This window comes from Mangrovicoccus algicola (genome assembly GCF_014903745.1).
Lineage (GTDB): Bacteria > Pseudomonadota > Alphaproteobacteria > Rhodobacterales > Rhodobacteraceae > Mangrovicoccus > Mangrovicoccus algicola.
Map to the genome: position 1 here is coordinate 104,198 of NZ_JACVXA010000004.1, position 18,137 is coordinate 122,334.

An 18,137-nucleotide genomic window follows, 5' to 3' on the forward strand; every position below is an offset into this window, starting at 1 on the left:
AGGTTCCTCGCGTTTCGCCCGGAAATATAGGGGACAAGCGGCCGCGCGTCCAGACGGGCGGCCCGCCGGCTCAGTCCTTGGGGACGGTCGCGCTGCGGCGTACCGGGGCGGGGCGGACGCGCTTCTCGATATCCTGGTACAGCGTCTCGACGATGTTCTTGCCGGTCGCCTTCTCGATCCCCTCGAAGCCGGGCGAGGAATTGACCTCCAGGACCTTCGGCCCGTCATTCGAGCGCAGGATATCCACCCCCGCCATGTTCAGCCGGAAGGCCTTGGCGGCGCGGATGGCGATGTCGCGCTCCTCGCGGGTGATGCGCACCATCTTGGCGGTGCCGCCCTGGTGCAGATTGGAGCGGAACTCGCCCTCGCTGGCCGAGCGTTTCATCGCCGCCACCACCTTGCCCGAGATCACCAGGCATCGCACATCCTCGCCCGCGGCTTCCTTGACGAATTGCTGCACCAGGAAATTCGCCTTGAGCCCGCGGAAGGCCGAGATCACCGATTCCGCCGCCTTGCGCGTCTCGGCCAGGACGACGCCCTTGCCCTGCGTCGATTCCAGCAGCTTCACGATCAGGGGCGCATTGCCCACCAGCTCGATCAGGTGCTGCGTGTCCTTGGGCGAGGAGGCGAAGGCGGTGACCGGCATGTTGATGCGGTGGCGCGCCAGAACCTGATGGGCGTGCAGCTTGTCGCGGCTTGCGGTGATCCCGTCGGCGGGGTTCACGCAATAGGTGCCCACCGTCTCGAACTGGCGGATCACGGCGGTGCCATAGGGGGTGATCGACGCGCCGATGCGCGGGATCACGGCGTCATAGCGCGGCAGGCGGTTGCCGTCGTAATGCACTTCGGGACTGTCGGCATTGATCGCCATGTAGCACAGCGAGGTATCGATCACCTCGACGACATGGCCGCGATTCTCGCCCTCGGCGACGATGCGGCTGGTCGTGTAGTTCTTGGGTTCGCGGCTGAGCACGGCGACGCGCAGCGTGCGCCGCGGCGCGTGGGTGCGCACATCCGCCGTGTGGTAGACGTCATAGCTGAGTTCCGGCTGGCAGCAGCGATCCGCGGCGGCGACCAGCATGTCATCCATCAGCGCCTGCCGCCCCAGCAGCATGCGATAGGCCATGGCGCCGCGATTGGTCAGCGTGACCTCGATGGGCCAGGACCGGTTGCCCATATGCACCTCGGTGCGGATGACATAGCGCAGCTCCATGTCGCCATTGGAGGATGTCACCTCGCGGCGGTCGACAATGGGGGCCGAGCAGGGGATCGACAGCTCGTCGCGCCCGGGGATCGGATGCACGCCGAAGCGGACCTTGGGCCGGTTGATCGGGCCGAAGGGTTCGATGTCGAAGGCGTGCAGCGCCGAGGTCCGCGCGCCGGTATCCACCTTGGCCTTGAGCGCCGGAAGTCCCAGCGAGGGCAGGGAGAGCCATTCCTCCCAGCCAAGCCGGAAATCCGTCTGATCGGTGCTGCTGTCGGTCATGCGATGCCCCTGAGGTGCTGGCTTTGCCGCCGCCCTAGCCTCTGGCGGGGCAGGCGGTCAATGCGCTTGGCGCGCGAAATCCAGGGGCCGTGTCTTGGCACGGCCGGTGAAATGGCTAGAAGGGAGGGCCAGACAAGGACCCGCGCCCCGTGACCCAGAGATTCAGTTTCGCCCTTCACGCCACCGATGGCAAGGCCCGCACCGGGATGATCTCCACCCCGCGCGGCGAAATCCGCACCCCGGCCTTCATGCCGGTGGGCACTGCCGCGACGGTCAAGGCGATGATGCCCGAAAGCGTGCGCGCCACCGGCGCCGACATCCTGCTGGGCAACACCTACCACCTGATGCTGCGTCCCACCGCCGAACGCATCGACCGGCTGGGCGGGCTGCACAAGTTCATGAACTGGGACCGGCCGATCCTGACGGATTCGGGCGGCTTCCAGGTGATGAGCCTGGCCGATCTGCGCAAGCTGACCGAGGAAGGCGTGACCTTCCGGTCCCATGTCGACGGCTCGCGCCACATGCTGACCCCCGAACGGTCGATGGAGATCCAGAAGCTCCTGGGCTCCGACATCGTGATGTGCTTCGACGAATGCCCCGCGCTGCCCGCCCCGCGCGAGCGGATCGCGGAGTCGATGCGGCTGTCGATGCGATGGGCGGCGCGGTCGCGCGAGGCTTTCGGCGACCGGCCGGGCCACGCGCTTTTCGGCATCCAGCAGGGCGGCGACATCGAGGATCTGCGCGGCGAGAGCGCCGAGAAGCTGCGCGGCATCGGCTTCGACGGCTACGCGGTCGGCGGGCTCGCCGTGGGCGAGGGGCAGGAGATCATGTTCAAGGTGCTCGACTACGCGCCCGGCATGCTGCCCGAGGACAAGCCGCGCTATCTGATGGGCGTGGGCAAGCCCGACGACATCCTGGGCGCGGTCAAGCGCGGCATCGACATGTTCGACTGCGTGCTGCCCTCGCGTTCGGGGCGGACGGGCCAGGCCTTCACCCGCCGCGGCGTGGTCAATATCAAGAACGCGCGCCATGCCGACGATCCGCGCCCCCTCGACGAGAGCTGCAGCTGTCCGGCCTGTTCGCAATATTCGCGCGCCTATCTGCATCATGTCTTCCGCAGCCAGGAGATCATCTCCTCGATGCTGCTGACCTGGCACAACCTGCATTACTACCAGGTTCTGATGCAGGGGATCCGCGACGCCATCGCCGCCGGACGGTTCGACGCCTTCGAGGCGGAATTCCACGCCGCGCGCGCCATGGGCGATATCGAGCCCCTCTAGATCGCCCATGTCCGGTCCGGGCGGCGCGGGAACATCGGCCGCCCCGGCCCGTTGGCCGGATACCCCGTCGGCGCGGCGCCGCGCGCCGGACCGCCCGGGGGGCGTCCGAATGACAGGGACGCCGGAATCATGTATCTTCGCCCGGCCCGGGTGTCGTGACCGCCCCGGCAGGAGGAGACCGACCAGAGGCAAAGGAGGTGCCAGATGGACATGACGACGATATCCCAGCACGCACATGCGCTTTATCGCGCCCATGGCGACCGCGCCGAGGCCGAGGCGCAGAAACAGTACCGCGCCGCCGAGACCCGCGGCGCCAGCGCCGAGGCCGAGGACTGGAAGGCGATCCGCCGGACGATCCGCATGCTGCGCGGCCCCAACGAAAGCTGACCACGGCCCGCGGGCAGGCGGGTCCTGCCCGTGGACGCCCATGCTGCTGCGGGCCGGGCGCTAGCCGCGATAGCCCGGGCGTTCGCAGACCTTCAGGTCCTGGAAATTGGTGATCGAGGCTGCCAGCAGCGCCAGCACCCGCGGCGTCAGCTGGTCCTTGTCCCAGTCGCGCACCACCGTAATCGGGTTGCGGCTGGTATGGATATGGATCGTGGCGCCGTTGGTGGGGTGGCGGAATTCCTCGACCGCGACCTCCCGTCCTGTCCGGTCGGACTGGTTTTCGATGAAGTAGTGATGGCCCACCATGTCGGTCTCGCAGACGGACATGCGGCCGATATTGGCGGCATCGGCGTGATGCTGGGTGATCCGGCCGAAATGCGTGTCGGTCAGGAAATAGACGCTGGGCCGCGCCCGCAGGTCGCCGGTATAGCCGTAGATATTGTAGACCTTGTAGAAATCGTCGCGATAGCCCATCGGAGCCTCCTGTGATGGCAGTCAGGGCTAGGTCGCGCCGGGCGGCGGAACGGTTCAATCTGCGCGGGGGGGATCGTCCGCCCGGTCGTCACAGCGGCCGCGACATCCGCAATCCTGTCCCATCCTCGCCGCGATACCCCCGGCTTTCATAGAAGCGCCGCGCGCTGAGCGTGCTTTCCAATCGGCAGGCCCCGGCGCCCATCCGGCGCGCGGCCTGTTCCAGCCGGGCGAGAAGGGCGCTGCCGGTGCCGCCGAACTGCACGGCCGGATCGACATAGAGCAGAAGGACCGTGCCGGCCGCATCGACCATGCCGGTGCCCGTCAGGGTTTCCGCCTCCTGCGCCACCAGCAGGGCCGCATCGGGCCGCCGCGCCCAGCGGATCCAGGCCGCCTCGGTCTTGTTGGCCAGCCAGGGCTCCAGCAGACGGGGGGCGTCGCCGTGATCGGCGCTGCACAGCCGGGTGATGGAGGCGCGGATCAGGGCCACCGCTGCGGCGGCATCGGCCTCGCGTCCCGGCCGGATCGTCACGGTCATGTCTGGCACTCCGCCTGCCGGCCGCGCCTGCGCGGCCTGCCGCCGATCCTACATGATTGCCGGGGCGCGGGAAGGCGCGGCAAAGAAAAAGGCCCCCGCGTCGCGGAGGCCTCTCGATATCCTGCGGACGACGCCGCGGGGGAAGGGATCACGCCTCTTCGGCGGTCTCGTCTTCCTCGTCGGCCGCGCCGCCGATCCCGGCAGGTGCCTGGATGTTCGCGATCACGAAGTCGCGGTCGATGGTCGGCTTGACGCCTTCGGGCAGCTGCGCATCCGAGATGTGGATGGTGTCGCCGATCTTGCGGCCTGCCAGGTCGATGACGATCTTCTCGGGGATGTCACCGGCGGTCACGACCAGTTCGACCTCGGGACGAACCTCGGTCAGCACGCCGCCGCGCTTCAGCCCGGTGCACTGCTCGTGGTTGATGTACTCCACGTGGATGAACAGGTTGATCTTCGATGCGCGGCGCAGGCGCATGAAATCGACATGGGTCGGCAGGTCCTTGACCACGTCGCGCTGCACGTTGCGGCAGATCACGCGCACATCGTCCTGGCCCTCGATCTTCAGGTTGAAGAGCGTGGACAGGAAACGCCCGGCCTTCAGGCGCTTGAGCAGCACGTTGAAGGGGATTTGGATCGCCTGCGGCTCGCCTTCGCCGCCATAGACCACACCAGGCACCATGCCGTCACGGCGTGCTGCGCGAGCGGCCCCCTTGCCCGTCCCCGCGCGGACCTGGACTTCGAGATCAGGAATCTCTCCAGCCATAATTCTATCTCCTAGATGAGAGGGCCGCCTCCAAGGGTGTCGGCCCGGATGAACGGCGCCCTTAGCCGGGAAAGGGGCGGGGGGCAAGGGCAAAACGCCCGGGGCCGTCCCGGACCTATACCAAATGCCGAATTGATCGCCGGGGCGCGGGCGTCTCAGACTGCCCCCCGCAAGGCTGCCACAGCAGTGCGGCCGCATCGGGAGGATATCATGGGATTTCTGTCTAGGCTCTTCGGCGGCGAGGCGCCATCGGCCGCATCCGCCGCGCCGGCGCGCCCGGCGGTGTCGACCAGCGGGGTGCAGATCCACCCGTCGGTCGATGGCGGGGTGGCTCCGGCGGCACCGGGTTTCGCCGGCGGCGTGCTGCGCTGCGGCTGTGCCACCGACAAGGTCGAGGTGACGCTGTCGGGGCAGACCGCGCATAATCACGTCTGCGGCTGCACGAAATGCTGGAAACCCGCGGGGGCGGTGTTCAGCCAGGTCGCCGTGGTGCCGCGCGACCAGCTGGCCGTGACCGCCCATGCCGAGAAACTGTCGGTGGTCGACGGCTCCGCCGCGATCCAGCGCCATGCCTGCACCGGCTGCGGCACCCATATGTACGGGCGCATCGAGAACCAGGCCCATCCCTTCCACGGGCTGGATTTCGTCCATACCGAACTGTCGCCGCAATCGGGATGGTCCCCGGCCGAGTTCGCGGCCTTCGTCTCCTCGGTGATCGAGGCGGGGGTGGATCCGTCGCGCATGGACGGGATCCGCGCCCGGCTGCGGGAGCTGGGGCTGGAACCGTATGACTGCCTGTCGCCGCCGCTGATGGATGCCATCGCGACCCATGTCGCGAAATCCAGCGGCGCGCTTCCGGCCTGAGCCGTTCGCCGTGTGGTTGTTGCGTCATATGCCTCTTTGTTGTTGAGTTGGACTCAGGGAGGAATTCACCATGAAGCATGACCGATTGATTTCGGGGGACGGGGCTGTGCGGTCCGTCCTCGTCATCGACGACCACCCGCTCTATGCCTATGCGCTGACCACGGCGCTGCAGCACGTGTTCGAGGATTGCCGGGTGCGCACGGCCGTCACCCTGAAGGAGGGGCTGGCTGCGATTGCGGCGGGGGCGGGGCCCGATTTGGTGATGCTCGACCTGCGGCTGCCGGACGTGTCGGGCCTGTCGGGGCTGATCCGCCTGCGCGAGCGGCTGCCCGAGACGCCGGTGCTGATCATCTCGGCCCAGACCTCGGTGGAGGTGGTCCAGTCGCTGATGGATCTGGGGGCGGCGGGCTTCGTGCCCAAGGACCTGCCGCTCCCGGCGATCGAGCAGGCCCTGGCCGAGATCCGCCGCGGCAACCGCTATCTGCCGGTGGAGTTCCGCGACGCGATGCGCCGCCGTCCGGCCGTGCCCTCCGAGCTGGAGAATATCAGCCGCCGCATCGCCGAGCTGTCGCCGCAGCAGATGCGCATCATGAAGCTGATCTGCGCGGGCAAGGCCAACAAGCAGATCGCCTATGAACTGTCGCTGGCCGAGGCGACCGTCAAGGCGCATGTCACCGCGCTGCTGCGGCGGCTGGGGGTGCAGAACCGCACCCAGGCGGCGGTGATGATGGAAAGCGTCAGCCTGCAGGACGAGACTGGGGAGACACCGCGGCAGCGGGGATAGGGGCATGGGAAACCTGATCGCCGACCCGGTGGCGCGCGGCCCCGGCACGGCCAGCCCGGTGACGGTTGCGGTGTCGCGCGCGGCCCGGGCGGATAGGGCCGTGGAGGAGATCGCCGCGCAGCTCTGCGGGCGCGACATCTGCTTCGTCCTGGTGTTCTTTCCTGCCGGGCTGGACAGGGAGGCGCTGGCGCAGGGGCTGGACCGCGCCCTTGCCGGGGTGCCGGTCTTCGGCTGTTCATCGGCAGGGCAGATCACGCCGGAGGGCTACGAGAGCGGCGCGCTGCTGGCCATCGCCTTCCCCAAGGCGCATTTCCGCTGCGCCTCGCTGCTGATCTCGCCCCTGAAGCCGCTGGCGATCAGCCGCATCTCCCGCGACCTGCGGCGGCTGGCCTCGCGCTTTCCGCGCACGGCCAGCTGGAACCGGCTGGCGCTGACCTTCGCGGACGGGCTGTCCAAGCAGGAGGACATGCTGGTGGCGACGATGGTCACGACGCTGGAGGATCTGCCCTGTTTCGGCGGATCGGCCGCCGATGACCACGATTTCGCCGAAACCTTCGTGCTGCACGGGGGAAGGGTTCTGAGCGATGCCGCCGTGGTCCTGCTGATCGAGACGGACATGGAATTCGCGGGGCTGGGCTTCGATCATTTCCTGCCCTCGCATCAGCACATGGTCGTCACCCGCTCGATCCCCGAGGAACGCATCGTCGCCGAACTCAACGGCGCCCCGGCCGCGGCGGAATATGCCCGCCAGCTGGGCCTGTCGGTCGACGAGCTGACGCCTAAGGTCTTCGCCGAGAACCCGGTGCTGGTGCGCACCAACGCGATGTACCATGTCCGCGGCATCCAGCAGGCGCTGCCCGACGGCTCGCTCAGCTTTCTCTCGGCGATCGAGGACGGCCTGCTGCTGACCCTGGGCGAGGGGCAGGACCTGATCGCCAAGCTGCGCGCCGGGCTCGACGTCACCGATGCGCGGGGCAGGCGGCCGGATTTCATCCTCGGCTTCGATTGCTACCTGCGGCGGCTGGAACTGGCGCAGAAATCCCTCACCGGCGCGGCCTCGCGGATCCTGGCCCAGAACCGCGTCATCGGATTCAACACCTATGGCGAACAGCATTGCGGGGTCCATGTGAACCAGACCTTCGTCGGCGTCGCGTTTTTCGGACCCTCATGGACCACCCTTCCCTGATCGACCCCTCCGACCCGCCCGAACGGCAGGTGCAGAAACAGGCGCGCATCATCGACGCGCTGTTGCGGCGCAATGCCCGCCAGCACACGGTGGGCCATTCGGCCTATGCCGCCTTCCAGTCGGCGGTGACGCTGCAGGAACAGGTCTGGGCCAAGACCCGGGACCTCGAACGCGCCTCGGGCGAGCTGGAGCAGCTGCGCATCGACCGCGAACGCAGCCGCAAGACCCTGACCGAGGCGCTGTCGGTGATGGAGGGGGGCTTCGCGCTGTTCACCGAGGGAAGGCTGGATATCTGCAACGACCTGTTCGAGACGCTGCTGCCGGATGTGGCGCACCGGATCCGTCCGGGGCTGGGCGTGCCCGAATATTTCGATGCGCTGCGCGGCTCGGCGCATGTGCTGAACCAGGACGGCCGCACGCGCGAGGCACTGGCGCGGGCGCGGGAGATGCCGAAAGGGCAGAGCGTCAATACCTTCGTGGTCGGCCTGATCGGCGACCGCTGGTTCCAGTTCAGCCTGCAGCGGATGAGCGCCGACAGCCAGATCATCCTGCAGACCGACATTTCCGGCATCGTCCGCCGCGCCCGTCGCGAGAAGGACCACCTGATCGACATGCATGCCCATTACATGCAGGCGGCCTTCGATCACATGTCCTCGGGGCTGGGCACCTTCTCGCGCGAGGGGGCGCTGCTGATCCACAATGACCGGTTCCGCGAGCTTCTGGGTCTGCCCCCGCGGCTGGTGCGCACGGGGACGGCCTTCGACGACATTCTGGATTTCATCCGCGCCGGGCACGACCTGCAGCAGGAGGACCCGCCGGGCGGCACCGACTGGCGCGAGGGGCTGCGCGCGGCGGGGCATATCCGCAAGCGGCTGCGCCATTCCTCCGGACGGGTGCTGGGGCTGCATGTTCACCCGCTGCCCGATCGGGGCTTCCTCGCCGATATTTCCGATATCACGCTGGAGGTGCAGGCGACCGAATTGCTGGAACGGCGGGTGGAAGAACGCACGGCCGAGCTGACCGCCGCCAATATGGCGCTGCGCGAACAGCATGCGCGCCAGGCCCGGGTCAAGCAGGAGCTGAAGCGCGCCAAGGATCTGGCCGAGGAGGCGGTGACATCCAAGACGCGGTTCCTCGCCGCCGCCAGTCACGACCTGCTGCAGCCCGCCAATGCGGCCAAGCTGCTGCTCAGCTCGCTGGCCGAGAAGGCGCGCGACAGCGAGTTGATCGGCATGGTGGAGCGGCTGCAGGGCTCCTTCGCCTCGATGGAGTCGCTGCTGCAGGCGATCCTCGACATCTCGCGGCTGGATTCCACGGCCTCCGATCTTTCCGCCGCGCCGGTCTGCCTCGGCCCGCTGATGTCGGCCGTTGCCGAGGACCAGGCGCCGCTGGCGGCGGAACGGCGGGTCAGCCTCTCGGTGGTGCCCTCCACGGCCTGGGTGATGAGCGACCAGCGCTATCTGCTGCGCTCGATCCAGAACCTCGTGGTCAACGCGATCCAGTATTCGCCCGGCGGCCGCGTGCTGCTGGGGTCCCGGCGGCAGGGCGACAGCGTGGTGCTGGAGGTCCACGATACCGGCATGGGCATCGGCCCCGCGGACCAGCAGCGGATCTTCGAGGAATTCACCCGCGCGGGTGGTCCGGGGGCGGGGCCGGGCATGGGGCTGGGGCTGTCCATCGTGGAGCGGACCTGCAGGCTTCTGGGACATCGGGTGTCCGTCCGCTCCGCGCTGGGCGTGGGCTCGGTCTTCTCGGTGGCGATGGCGCGGGCGCAGGCCCCGCGGGACCTGCTGCCCGTCGCCGCGGCGGGCCCGGCCCTGCCGGGGGGCGACCTGGACCTGCTGGTGCTGGTCATCGAGAATGATCCCGACCTGCTTTTCGCCACGGTGCAGGTGCTGGAGGGCTGGGGCGCCTCGGTCTTCGGCACCTGTTCGGCGGAGGAGGCGCTGGCGGTGACGGCCGAGATCGGCATCCCGCCGGACCTGATCCTGGCGGATTACCACCTGGATGACGGCGCCACCGGGGTCGAGGCGATCACCGCGGTGCGCCGTGCGGCCGGTGCCGCGATCCCCGCGCTGATGGTCACCGCCGATCGCAGCGTGGAACTGATGGAAGCGGCCCGCGCCATCGGCGCGGAGGTGCTGACCAAGCCGGTCGACCTGCAGAAACTGCGCCGCCGCACCGCCGCCGCGATGCGCCAGCGCCACGGCTTTTCCGCGATGACCGCCTCCTGAGCGGCTGCGGCAGAAAAGGGAGGAACCGATGATCCATTTCCCGAAGGCGGCGCTCCTGGCGGGGCTGCTGGCGCTTGGTGCCGCCGGACCGGGCGGGGCGGCGGCGGAGGCGGTGGTGCCGCAGGCGGTGCTGTTCCGCGAGGGCACGCTGGACGCGCTGCCGCAAGACCATGCGCTGCTGTACCGGCGCGACGTGGACCTGCCCGCCGATGCCGCATTCGCCGCCGCCCAGAGCGGGGTGATGCAGCTGGCCCATGCGCCCGATGCGCCGGGCCAGGTGCGGCTCGGCTTCGGTCCCGACAGCGACCACCTGCGCGTCCTGGGGGCCTTCCCGGCAGCCACCGGCAACCCGATGGCGATGGTGCATCTGGAAACGCTGGTGCGCGACATGGCGCGGCTGACCGGCGGCAGCCAGTTCTACATCCGCAACCGCCTGAAGGAGGCGCTGCTGCGCCCGGTGGCGGCGGCGGGGACGCAAGGCGGCACGGAAATCGTGCTGCATCCCTTTGCCGGGGATGCCAATGCCGCGCGCATGGGCGGCTTTGCCGGGCTGGAGATCCGGGCCGTCGCCGGGCCCTCCGTGCCGGGATGGTATCGCAGCCTCGAGGCCATTGCGCCGGACGGGTCGGGCGGCGTCCTGTACCGGTCGGTCATCCGTTTCGAGGCAGAGGAGGCATTGCCATGAAAGGCCCGGGTCTTGCCCTGCTGCTGCTGGTGGCCGCGCCGGGGGCGGCGCAGCAGATCGACCAGCGGTTCAACGACTATCCGACCGCGGCGCGCGCCGATTACGTCTTTGCCTGCATGGCGGCGAACGGGCAGGGGCGCGACGTGCTGGAGCGCTGTTCCTGTTCGGTCGACCAGATTGCCGCGGTGCTGCCCTATGCGAAATACGTGGAGGCGGAGACGGTCCTGTCGATGCGCCAGGTCGGGGGGGAGCGGATGGCCGTGTTCCGCGGCACGGCGGTGACGGACGCCCTGGTCGCCGATCTGCGCCGCGCCCAGGCGGAGGCGGAGATCCTGTGTTTCTGATCCCGCCCGCTCAGCTGCCGCCTTCCTTGGGCAGGTCGGCATGGAAGCGGTTGCCCTCGGTATCGGTGGCCGTGACGCTGAGCGCGGGCGCGCCATTGTCGACATAGCCGAAGCGGAAGACGGGATTCTCGCTGACCGAGATGCCGCCTTCCATGCGCAGCAGCAGCTCCGCCCCCTGGCGGATCTCCAGTTCCGAAATGAAATGCGCGGGGATGAACAGATGGCTGACCTGGTCGCGCTGCAGCCCGGAATAGTTGGGATGGCGGATCATCACCTGCGCCTCGCGGCGGAGCCCGGAGGCGGGGACGAAGCTGCGCAGCTTCATCTGCCCCATCACGGCGCGCGCGGCCTCGGGATCGCGCGAGGCAGGCGCGGCGCAGCCGCCGGAGGCCTTGACATGGCGCCCCGCCATGGCGAGCCCCTCCGCCGTCGCGGCGATCACCCGGACATCCGAATACTGGTTGACCCGCACCCGCAATTCCAGGTCGATGGGCGACATGCCGGGGCCGAAGGCGAATTCCGCGGCGACCGGCGCGGGGTTCTCGTCGACCACCACGGTGGCGGCGGTGATGGCGCGCGCTGGATCGGTCTGCCGGATGCGCACCGGCACCGTCGCCGCGTCATGGGCGCGATAGGGGGCCTCCACCTCGAAGAGCCCCGCGCCCCCGGCGATCGGCGCCTCCCCGGCGATGTCGTAGCGCAGCGCCTGCCAGGTCTCGCCGTTCAGCAGCGGATTGTCCTGCGCCGGGGCGGGCAGCGGCAGGGTGGCGGCCAGCGCCAGAAGCACGGCTTTGCAGGGCATGCGGTGTCCTCCCTCTCTTCCTCAGGTTGCAAGCCTGCCATGGAATGCGCCGCAGGGGGAGCACATTCCGGTGATCGGCCGCGGGGGGACGGATGTTCGAGATCCTGGTGACGCTCTGCGCGCTCGGCGGCGCGCCCTGCCGCGACATGCTGATCCCGGGGCCGGGATGGACGGACCCGGCCGCCTGCCATGCGGCGGCTGCCGCGGCGGTGCCGCCCGATCTGCCGGGACTGGCCGCCTCCGGCCCGCCCTTCTGCGCCGCGGCCGGTCTGGGGCTGGCGCTGGAGGAGGCGGCGCCGGGGGTGTTCGTGCATGCGGGCCGGGTGGCCGAGCCCGATCCCGGCAATCGCGGCGATGTCTCCAACCTGGCGGTGGTCATCGGCACGCGGGCGGTCGCGGTGATCGACAGCGGCGGCAGCCGCGCGGTGGGCGAGAATCTGTGGCGGGCGATCCGGGCGCGGACCGACCTGCCGGTGACGGCGGTGATCCTGACCCACATGCATCCCGACCATGTCTTCGGCGCCGCCGTCCCGGCCGCGGCGGGGGCGGAGGTTCTGGGCGCGGCGGGGCTGGGCCGGGCGATGGCCGACCGCGCCGCCAGCTATCTCGACCGCTACGCCGCGGAGATCGGGCCGGGTTTCCTGGGCAGCACGATCCCTGCCGTGTCGCGCGAGGTGGCGGACCGGGCCGAGATCGACCTGGGCGGGCGCGTGCTGAGCCTGCGCGCCTGGCCCGCGGCGCACAGCCCCGCCGACCTGACCGTCGCAGACAGCCTCTCGGACCTGCTCTTCGCGGGGGACCTGGTCTTCGACCGCCATCTGCCGACGCTCGACGGATCGCTGCGCGGCTGGCAGCATGTGCTGGAGAGCCTGGCGGCGGAGGCCTATGCGGGGGTCGTGCCGGGACATGGCGCGGCCGTGCTGCCCTGGCCCGGGGGCGCGGCGCCGATGCGCCGCTATCTCGACGCGCTGGCGGTGCAGACCCGCGCGGCCATCGCGGCGGGGGCGCGGATGGAGGAAGCGGTGGCCGCCGTCGCCGCGGCCGAGGCGCGAGGCTGGGCGCTGTCGGACCTGCACCATCCGCGTAACGTCACCGCCGCCTATGCCGAACTTGAATGGGAATGATCCGGGGCGATGGCGGGGATCATCCGCCGATCCGGGCCTCCAGCATCCGGGAGATGGCGTAGAGCCGCTTTTCCAGCAGCACCGGCGTTTCGCAGACATAGGTCAGGGATTGCTGGCGGTCGGCAAAGACCCGTTCATCCCACATCACCTGCCGTTCCAATGCGTCGACCCGGTCGAAATCAGGCTCGGGCGCGGCCATCAGGCGCTCCATTTCGCGCCGGTTCCGCTCGATCCGGGCCGAGAGGGCGATCTGGCTCTCGGCATAGTCCTCGATGCCCCGCATGATCCGGCCGCGCAGCTGCGAGAGCCTCTCGAAGCTCTCCGAGAAGAGGTAGCCCATCATCTCGGGGCCGTCGCCGTGGCGCTGCGCGAAGGCGTCCAGGGCGGGGCGGGCCTCTTCCGGGGGCGCCCGCCGCAGGACCAGCCGGGACACGACATCCGCGGCCTCTGCGGCGGTTTCGGCATCGAGCTTGATCTGCGGCAGCGGACGCGCCCACATCAGCCCGGGCGAGAGCCGGGGAACCTTGCGCTGGATGCACGGCCAGGAGGGATCGGGCGCCGGCTGCGCGGCGACCGGCCCGGCGCAGAGCACCGCGAGGGCCAGCGTCGCAAGCATCTTAAAATGTTTCGCAATCATTCTTTTCCCTCCCGTGGCTTGAGGATACGCTTCGCCCCGGACGTGTCCAGCCACGGTATCGGGCAGGGGGCACATCCGAAGGTATGAATTGTTCCGGCCGGGGGGCGGCTCTACCGTTCCGGTCAATAGTTAGGACCGTCCGCGGGCGGTCATGGAAAGGACACAGACGTGCGCACCAAAGCAGCCGTGGCTCTCGAAGCCGGCAAACCGCTCGAAGTGATGGACGTGAACCTGGAAGGCCCCAAGGCGGGCGAGGTTCTGATCGAGATCAAGGCCACCGGGCTCTGCCATACCGATGAATTCACCCGCTCCGGCGCGGATCCCGAGGGCCTGTTCCCCTGCATCCTGGGCCATGAGGGCGCGGGCATCGTGGTCGAGGTGGGCGAGGGCGTCACCACGCTGAAGCCCGGCGATCACGTGATCCCGCTCTACACGCCCGAATGCCGCGAATGCCCCTCCTGCCTGTCGGGCAAGACCAACCTGTGCACCGCGATCCGCGGCACGCAGGGGCAAGGCCTGATGCCCGACGGCACGACGCGCTTCTCGATGCTCGACGGCACGCCGATCTATCACTACATGGGCTGCTCGACCTTCGCCAACCACACGGTGATGCCGGAAATCGCGCTGGCCAAGGTCCGCGACGACGCGCCCTTCGACAAGATCTGCTATATCGGCTGCGGCGTGACCACCGGCATCGGCGCGGTGATCAACACCGCGGGGGTCGAGATCGGATCGACCGCGGCGGTCTTCGGCCTCGGCGGCATCGGGCTGAACGTCATCCAGGGCCTGCGCATGGCGGGTGCCGACATGATCATCGGCGTGGATCTGAATGACGACAAGGCGGAGATGGCGAAGAAATTCGGCATGACCCATTTCGTCAACCCCTCCAAAGTCGAGAACACCGTGCAGGCGATCGTCGATCTGACCAAGCGCGGCGCCGATCAGATCGGCGGGGTGGATTACAGCTTCGACGCCACCGGCAACGTCAAGGTGATGCGCGACGCGCTGGAATGCAGCCATCGCGGCTGGGGCGTTTCGGTGATCATCGGCGTGGCGCCCGCGGGCGCGGAAATCTCGACCCGGCCGTTCCAGCTGGTCACCGGGCGGGTCTGGAAGGGCACGGCCTTCGGCGGCGCCAAGGGCCGCACGGATGTTCCGAAATTCGTCGACTGGTACATGGACGGCAAGATCGAGATCGATCCGATGATCACCCACAAGCTGAAGCTGGAGGAGATCAATCACGGCTTCGAGCTGATGCATGAGGGCAAGTCGATCCGCGCCGTGGTGGAGTTCTGATGAGCCTGGAGATCCTCTCGGAGAACCGGAGCTTCGGCGGCGTGCAGGGGGTGTACCGGCACGCCTCTGCCGCCACCGGCGGCGACATGACCTTTGCCGTCTACCTGCCGCCGCAGGCCGCTCATGGCCGGGTGCCCTGCCTGTGGTACCTGTCGGGGCTGACCTGCACCCACGAGAATGCCATGACCAAGGGCGGGTTCCAGGAACATGCCGCGCGTCACGGGATGGCGGTGATCTTTCCCGACACCTCGCCGCGCGGGCCGGGCGTCGCCGATGACGACGCCTATGACCTGGGCCAGGGGGCGGGGTTCTACGTCAATGCCACCCGCGATCCCTGGGCGCCGCATTTCCGCATGTGGGATTACGTGACCGAGGAACTCTATGCGCTGGCGGCGGCGGAATTCCCGCTGGACGGGCGCCACGGGATCACCGGCCATTCCATGGGCGGGCACGGGGCGCTGACCATCGGGCTGCGCAACCCGGACAATTACGGGTCGCTCTCGGCCTTCGCGCCGATCGCCAATCCGACCCGGTCGGACTGGGGGCGCAAGCAGCTTTCGGCCTATCTGGGCGAGGACGAGGCGGGCTGGGCGATGCACGACGCCTCGATCCTCCTGGAGGAACGCGGCTGGAAGGGCGATCTGCTGATCGACCAGGGGGCCTCGGACCAGTTCCTCGACCTGCTGCGTCCCGAGGCGCTGGCCTCCGCCATGGCGCGCCGCCGCCAGCCGGGGGTGTTCCGCATGCAGCCGGGCTATGACCACAGCTATTACTTCATCTCGACCTTCGCGGGCGACCATGTCCGGTGGCACGCGGAACGTCTGGGAGACTTGTAAGCCAGGAAAGGACCTCGCCACCATGAAGACCATCGCAGCCAGCCTGCTTGCCATCGGGCTCTGCCTCCCGGCCGTGGCGCAGGATCTGCCCGGAGACCCGGAAAAGGGCGAAAGGGTGTTCCGCAAATGCATGGCCTGCCACGCTGTCGGGGACGATGCCAGGAACAAGGTCGGTCCCGAACTGAACGGCATCCTGGGCCGCACCACGGCCGCCGTCGAGGATTTCAGCTATTCCGACGCGATGGCCGAGAAGGGGGCGGAGGGCCATGTCTGGACCGCCGAGGAGCTTGACGCCTATCTCGCGGATCCCAAGGGGTTCATCCCCGGCAACAAGATGGCCTTTCCGGGGCTGAGGAAACCCCAGGAACGCGCCGACGTGATCGCCTACCTGGCGGGCTTCGAGTAACGCGGCACGCCCGGCGCAACCGGTCCGGCGGCCCCGAGGGCGGCCGGACCCCCAGACGGAGGACCAGCGCAGAGACCAAGACATCACCCGGCGCGCAGGAGAGGAGCCTGCAGACCGGTGTGCGTCCCGACGGGACCGGGCAGCGCGCGGCCATGGTGGGCCGGTGCGGCAAGGCCGGGGACATCCAACAAGGGAGGTAGACTATGAAGACGTTCATGACCCTCGCATCCGTGGCCGCCATGGCCGCGGGCGGCGCGTTCGCCAGCGACACGCTGCAGGCCGAGATCGACAAGCCCGAACAATGGGTGATCCAGACCGGCGACTACAAGAACCAGCGCTATTCCAAGCTCGACCAGATCAACCGCGACACGGTCGGCGACCTGCAGGTGGCCTGGACCTTCTCCACCGGCGTGCTGCGCGGCCATGAGGGCTCGCCGCTGGTCGTCGGGGACACGATGTTCGTGCATACCCCTTTTCCGAACACCGTCTATGCGCTGGACCTGGCCGATGACGGGCGCATCAAGTGGAGATACGAGCCCAAGCAGGATCCGGACGTGATCGGGGTGATGTGCTGCGATACCGTCTATCGCGGGGTGGCCTATGCCGATGGCAAGGTGTTCCTGCACCAGGCCGATACCACGGTCGTGGCGCTGGATGCCGAGACCGGCGAGGTCGCCTGGAGCGCTGTCAACGGCGATCCGTCCAAGGGCGAGACCAACACCGCCACGGTGCTGCCGGTGAAGGACAAGATCATCGTCGGCATCTCCGGCGGCGAGTTCGGCGTGCAGGGCCATGTCACGGCCTATGCGATCGAGACCGGCGAGCAGCTGTGGCGCGCCTATTCGGTGGGGCCCGACGACCAGATCATGGTCGATCCGGAGAAGACCACCGAGCTGGGCAAGCCCATCGGTCCCGACAGCTCGATCAACAGCTGGGAAGGCGACCAGTGGAAGATCGGCGGCGGCACCACCTGGGGCTGGTTCTCGGCGGATCTGGAGGAGAACCTGTTCTATTACGGGACCGGCAACCCCTCCACCTGGAACCCGGCGCAGCGGCCGGGCGACAACAAGTGGTCGATGACCATCTTCGCGCGCGACATCGATACCGGGGTCGCGAAATGGGTCTACCAGATGACGCCGCATGATGAATGGGACTATGACGGCGTCAACGAGATGATCCTCAGCGAGCAGGAGATCGACGGCGAGACCCGCAAGCTCCTGACCCACATGGACCGCAACGGCATCGGCTACACGATGGACCGGGTGACGGGCGAATTGCTGGTGGCCGAGAAATACGACCCCGTCGTCAACTGGACGACCGGCGTGGACATGGATCCCGAAAGCGAGACCTATGGCCGTCCGGCGGTGGTGGCCGAATACTCGACCGAGCAGAACGGCGAGGACGTCAACTCCACCGGCATCTGTCCCTCGGCGCTCGGCACCAAGGACCAGCAGCCCGGCGCCTACAGCCCGCGCACGGAAACCTTCTACGTGCCGACCAACCATGTCTGCATGGATTACGAACCCTTCCGCGTGGCCTATACGGCGGGCCAGCCCTATGTCGGCGCGACCCTGTCGATGTATCCGGCGCCCGACAGCCATGGCGGGATGGGCAACTTCATCGCCTGGGACAACATCAACGGCGAGATCAAGTGGTCGATCCCCGAGCAGTTCTCGGTCTGGTCGGGCGCGCTGGCCACCGCCGGGGACGTGGTCTTCTACGGCACGCTGGAGGGCTATCTCAAGGCGGTCGATGCGGAGACCGGCGACGAGCTCTACCGCTTCAAGACGCCGTCGGGGATCATCGGCAACGTCATGACCTACGAACGCGAGGGCAAGCAGTATATCGGCATCCTCTCGGGTGTCGGGGGCTGGGCCGGGATCGGCCTCGCGGCGGGGCTGACCAATCCCAATGACGGTCTCGGCGCGGTGGGCGGCTATGCGGCGCTCAGCGACTATACCGCGCTCGGCGGACAGCTGACCGTCTTCGCGCTGCCGGACTGATCGCGGCC

19 protein-coding genes are annotated in these 18,137 nt (G+C 68.6%); 13 read left to right on the forward strand and 6 right to left on the reverse strand.

Annotated features, from left to right (window positions below):
* Positions 1-70: 70 nt before the first annotated feature.
* A complete protein-coding gene (gene rimK / locus ICN82_RS02000) occupies positions 71-1,486 on the reverse strand; it encodes a 30S ribosomal protein S6--L-glutamate ligase (RefSeq protein ID WP_193179158.1) in 1,416 nt (471 codons plus the stop codon).
* Positions 1,487-1,635: 149 nt separating this feature from the next.
* Between rimK and tgt the strand changes: the two genes are divergently transcribed.
* Both tgt and ICN82_RS02010 read left to right on the forward strand, forming a co-directional pair.
* Positions 1,636-2,766: a tRNA guanosine(34) transglycosylase Tgt gene (tgt, locus tag ICN82_RS02005; RefSeq protein WP_193179159.1), complete on the forward strand. Its 1,131-nt coding sequence runs from the start codon at positions 1,636-1,638 to the stop codon at positions 2,764-2,766.
* A 204-nt stretch (positions 2,767-2,970) separates the two neighbouring features.
* Positions 2,971-3,153 carry a hypothetical protein gene (locus ICN82_RS02010; RefSeq protein WP_193179160.1) on the forward strand — a complete coding sequence of 61 codons (183 nt, stop codon included), beginning with the start codon at positions 2,971-2,973 and terminating at the stop codon, positions 3,151-3,153.
* 60 nt (positions 3,154-3,213) lie between these two features.
* Here the strand turns inward: ICN82_RS02010 and ICN82_RS02015 are convergent, their stop codons facing one another.
* The 3 genes from ICN82_RS02015 to ICN82_RS02025 all read right to left on the reverse strand — a co-directional run bounded on the left by ICN82_RS02015 (position 3,214) and on the right by ICN82_RS02025 (position 4,928).
* Positions 3,214-3,627 (reverse strand): hypothetical protein, encoded by a 414-nt coding sequence (locus ICN82_RS02015; RefSeq protein WP_193179161.1) that lies wholly within the window; start codon positions 3,625-3,627, stop codon positions 3,214-3,216.
* A gap of 88 nt (positions 3,628-3,715) precedes the next feature.
* On the reverse strand, positions 3,716-4,162 hold the full coding sequence (locus tag ICN82_RS02020) for a GNAT family N-acetyltransferase (RefSeq protein ID WP_193179162.1): 447 nt from the start codon (positions 4,160-4,162) through the stop codon (positions 3,716-3,718).
* A gap of 148 nt (positions 4,163-4,310) precedes the next feature.
* The gene (locus ICN82_RS02025; RefSeq protein ID WP_193179163.1) at positions 4,311-4,928 is read right to left on the reverse strand and encodes a 50S ribosomal protein L25/general stress protein Ctc; all 618 of its coding nucleotides are present in this window, start codon (positions 4,926-4,928) and stop codon (positions 4,311-4,313) included.
* A 210-nt stretch (positions 4,929-5,138) separates the two neighbouring features.
* Here ICN82_RS02025 and gfa point away from each other — a divergent pair, with 210 nt between their 5' ends.
* The 6 genes from gfa (at position 5,139) to ICN82_RS02055 (ending at position 11,025) form a co-directional block, all read left to right on the forward strand.
* A complete protein-coding gene (gene gfa / locus ICN82_RS02030) occupies positions 5,139-5,792 on the forward strand; it encodes an S-(hydroxymethyl)glutathione synthase (protein ID WP_193179164.1) in 654 nt (217 codons plus the stop codon).
* A gap of 70 nt (positions 5,793-5,862) precedes the next feature.
* Positions 5,863-6,576 carry a response regulator gene (locus ICN82_RS02035; protein ID WP_193179165.1) on the forward strand — a complete coding sequence of 238 codons (714 nt, stop codon included), beginning with the start codon at positions 5,863-5,865 and terminating at the stop codon, positions 6,574-6,576.
* A 4-nt stretch (positions 6,577-6,580) separates the two neighbouring features.
* Positions 6,581-7,762, forward strand: a complete 1,182-nt coding sequence (locus tag ICN82_RS02040) for an FIST N-terminal domain-containing protein (RefSeq protein ID WP_193179166.1) — start codon at positions 6,581-6,583, stop codon at positions 7,760-7,762.
* Positions 7,744-9,996, forward strand: coding sequence for a hybrid sensor histidine kinase/response regulator (locus ICN82_RS02045; RefSeq protein ID WP_226898216.1), 2,253 nt, complete (start codon positions 7,744-7,746; stop codon positions 9,994-9,996). The genes ICN82_RS02040 and ICN82_RS02045 overlap by 19 nt, the downstream gene beginning before the upstream one ends.
* 28 nt (positions 9,997-10,024) lie before the next feature.
* Positions 10,025-10,681 (forward strand): hypothetical protein, encoded by a 657-nt coding sequence (locus tag ICN82_RS02050; RefSeq protein WP_193179167.1) that lies wholly within the window; start codon positions 10,025-10,027, stop codon positions 10,679-10,681.
* Positions 10,678-11,025 carry a hypothetical protein gene (locus ICN82_RS02055; RefSeq protein ID WP_193179168.1) on the forward strand — a complete coding sequence of 116 codons (348 nt, stop codon included), beginning with the start codon at positions 10,678-10,680 and terminating at the stop codon, positions 11,023-11,025. Before ICN82_RS02050 ends, ICN82_RS02055 begins: the two co-directional genes overlap by 4 nt.
* A 10-nt stretch (positions 11,026-11,035) precedes the next feature.
* On the opposite strand, the gene ICN82_RS02060 is transcribed toward ICN82_RS02055, so the two are convergent.
* Positions 11,036-11,827, reverse strand: coding sequence for a quinoprotein dehydrogenase-associated SoxYZ-like carrier (locus ICN82_RS02060; RefSeq protein WP_193179169.1), 792 nt, complete (start codon positions 11,825-11,827; stop codon positions 11,036-11,038).
* A 92-nt stretch (positions 11,828-11,919) separates the two neighbouring features.
* Between ICN82_RS02060 and ICN82_RS02065 the strand changes: the two genes are divergently transcribed.
* Positions 11,920-12,951, forward strand: coding sequence for a quinoprotein relay system zinc metallohydrolase 2 (locus ICN82_RS02065; RefSeq protein ID WP_193179170.1), 1,032 nt, complete (start codon positions 11,920-11,922; stop codon positions 12,949-12,951).
* Positions 12,952-12,970: 19 nt separating this feature from the next.
* Here ICN82_RS02065 and ICN82_RS02070 read toward each other — a convergent pair whose 3' ends face one another.
* A complete protein-coding gene (locus ICN82_RS02070) occupies positions 12,971-13,588 on the reverse strand; it encodes a hypothetical protein (RefSeq protein WP_226898217.1) in 618 nt (205 codons plus the stop codon).
* Positions 13,589-13,756: 168 nt separating this feature from the next.
* On the opposite strand from ICN82_RS02070, the gene ICN82_RS02075 reads away from it, so the two are divergent.
* The 4 genes from ICN82_RS02075 (at position 13,757) to ICN82_RS02090 (ending at position 18,129) form a co-directional block, all read left to right on the forward strand.
* A complete protein-coding gene (locus tag ICN82_RS02075; protein WP_193179171.1) occupies positions 13,757-14,884 on the forward strand; it encodes an S-(hydroxymethyl)glutathione dehydrogenase/class III alcohol dehydrogenase in 1,128 nt (375 codons plus the stop codon).
* On the forward strand, positions 14,884-15,720 hold the full coding sequence (fghA, locus tag ICN82_RS02080) for an S-formylglutathione hydrolase (protein ID WP_226898218.1): 837 nt from the start codon (positions 14,884-14,886) through the stop codon (positions 15,718-15,720). Before ICN82_RS02075 ends, fghA begins: the two co-directional genes overlap by 1 nt.
* Before the next feature lie 22 nt (positions 15,721-15,742).
* A complete protein-coding gene (locus tag ICN82_RS02085; RefSeq protein WP_193179172.1) occupies positions 15,743-16,126 on the forward strand; it encodes a c-type cytochrome in 384 nt (127 codons plus the stop codon).
* 203 nt (positions 16,127-16,329) lie between these two features.
* Positions 16,330-18,129 (forward strand): methanol/ethanol family PQQ-dependent dehydrogenase, encoded by a 1,800-nt coding sequence (locus ICN82_RS02090; RefSeq protein WP_193179173.1) that lies wholly within the window; start codon positions 16,330-16,332, stop codon positions 18,127-18,129.
* The last annotated feature ends 8 nt before the right edge of the window (positions 18,130-18,137 follow it).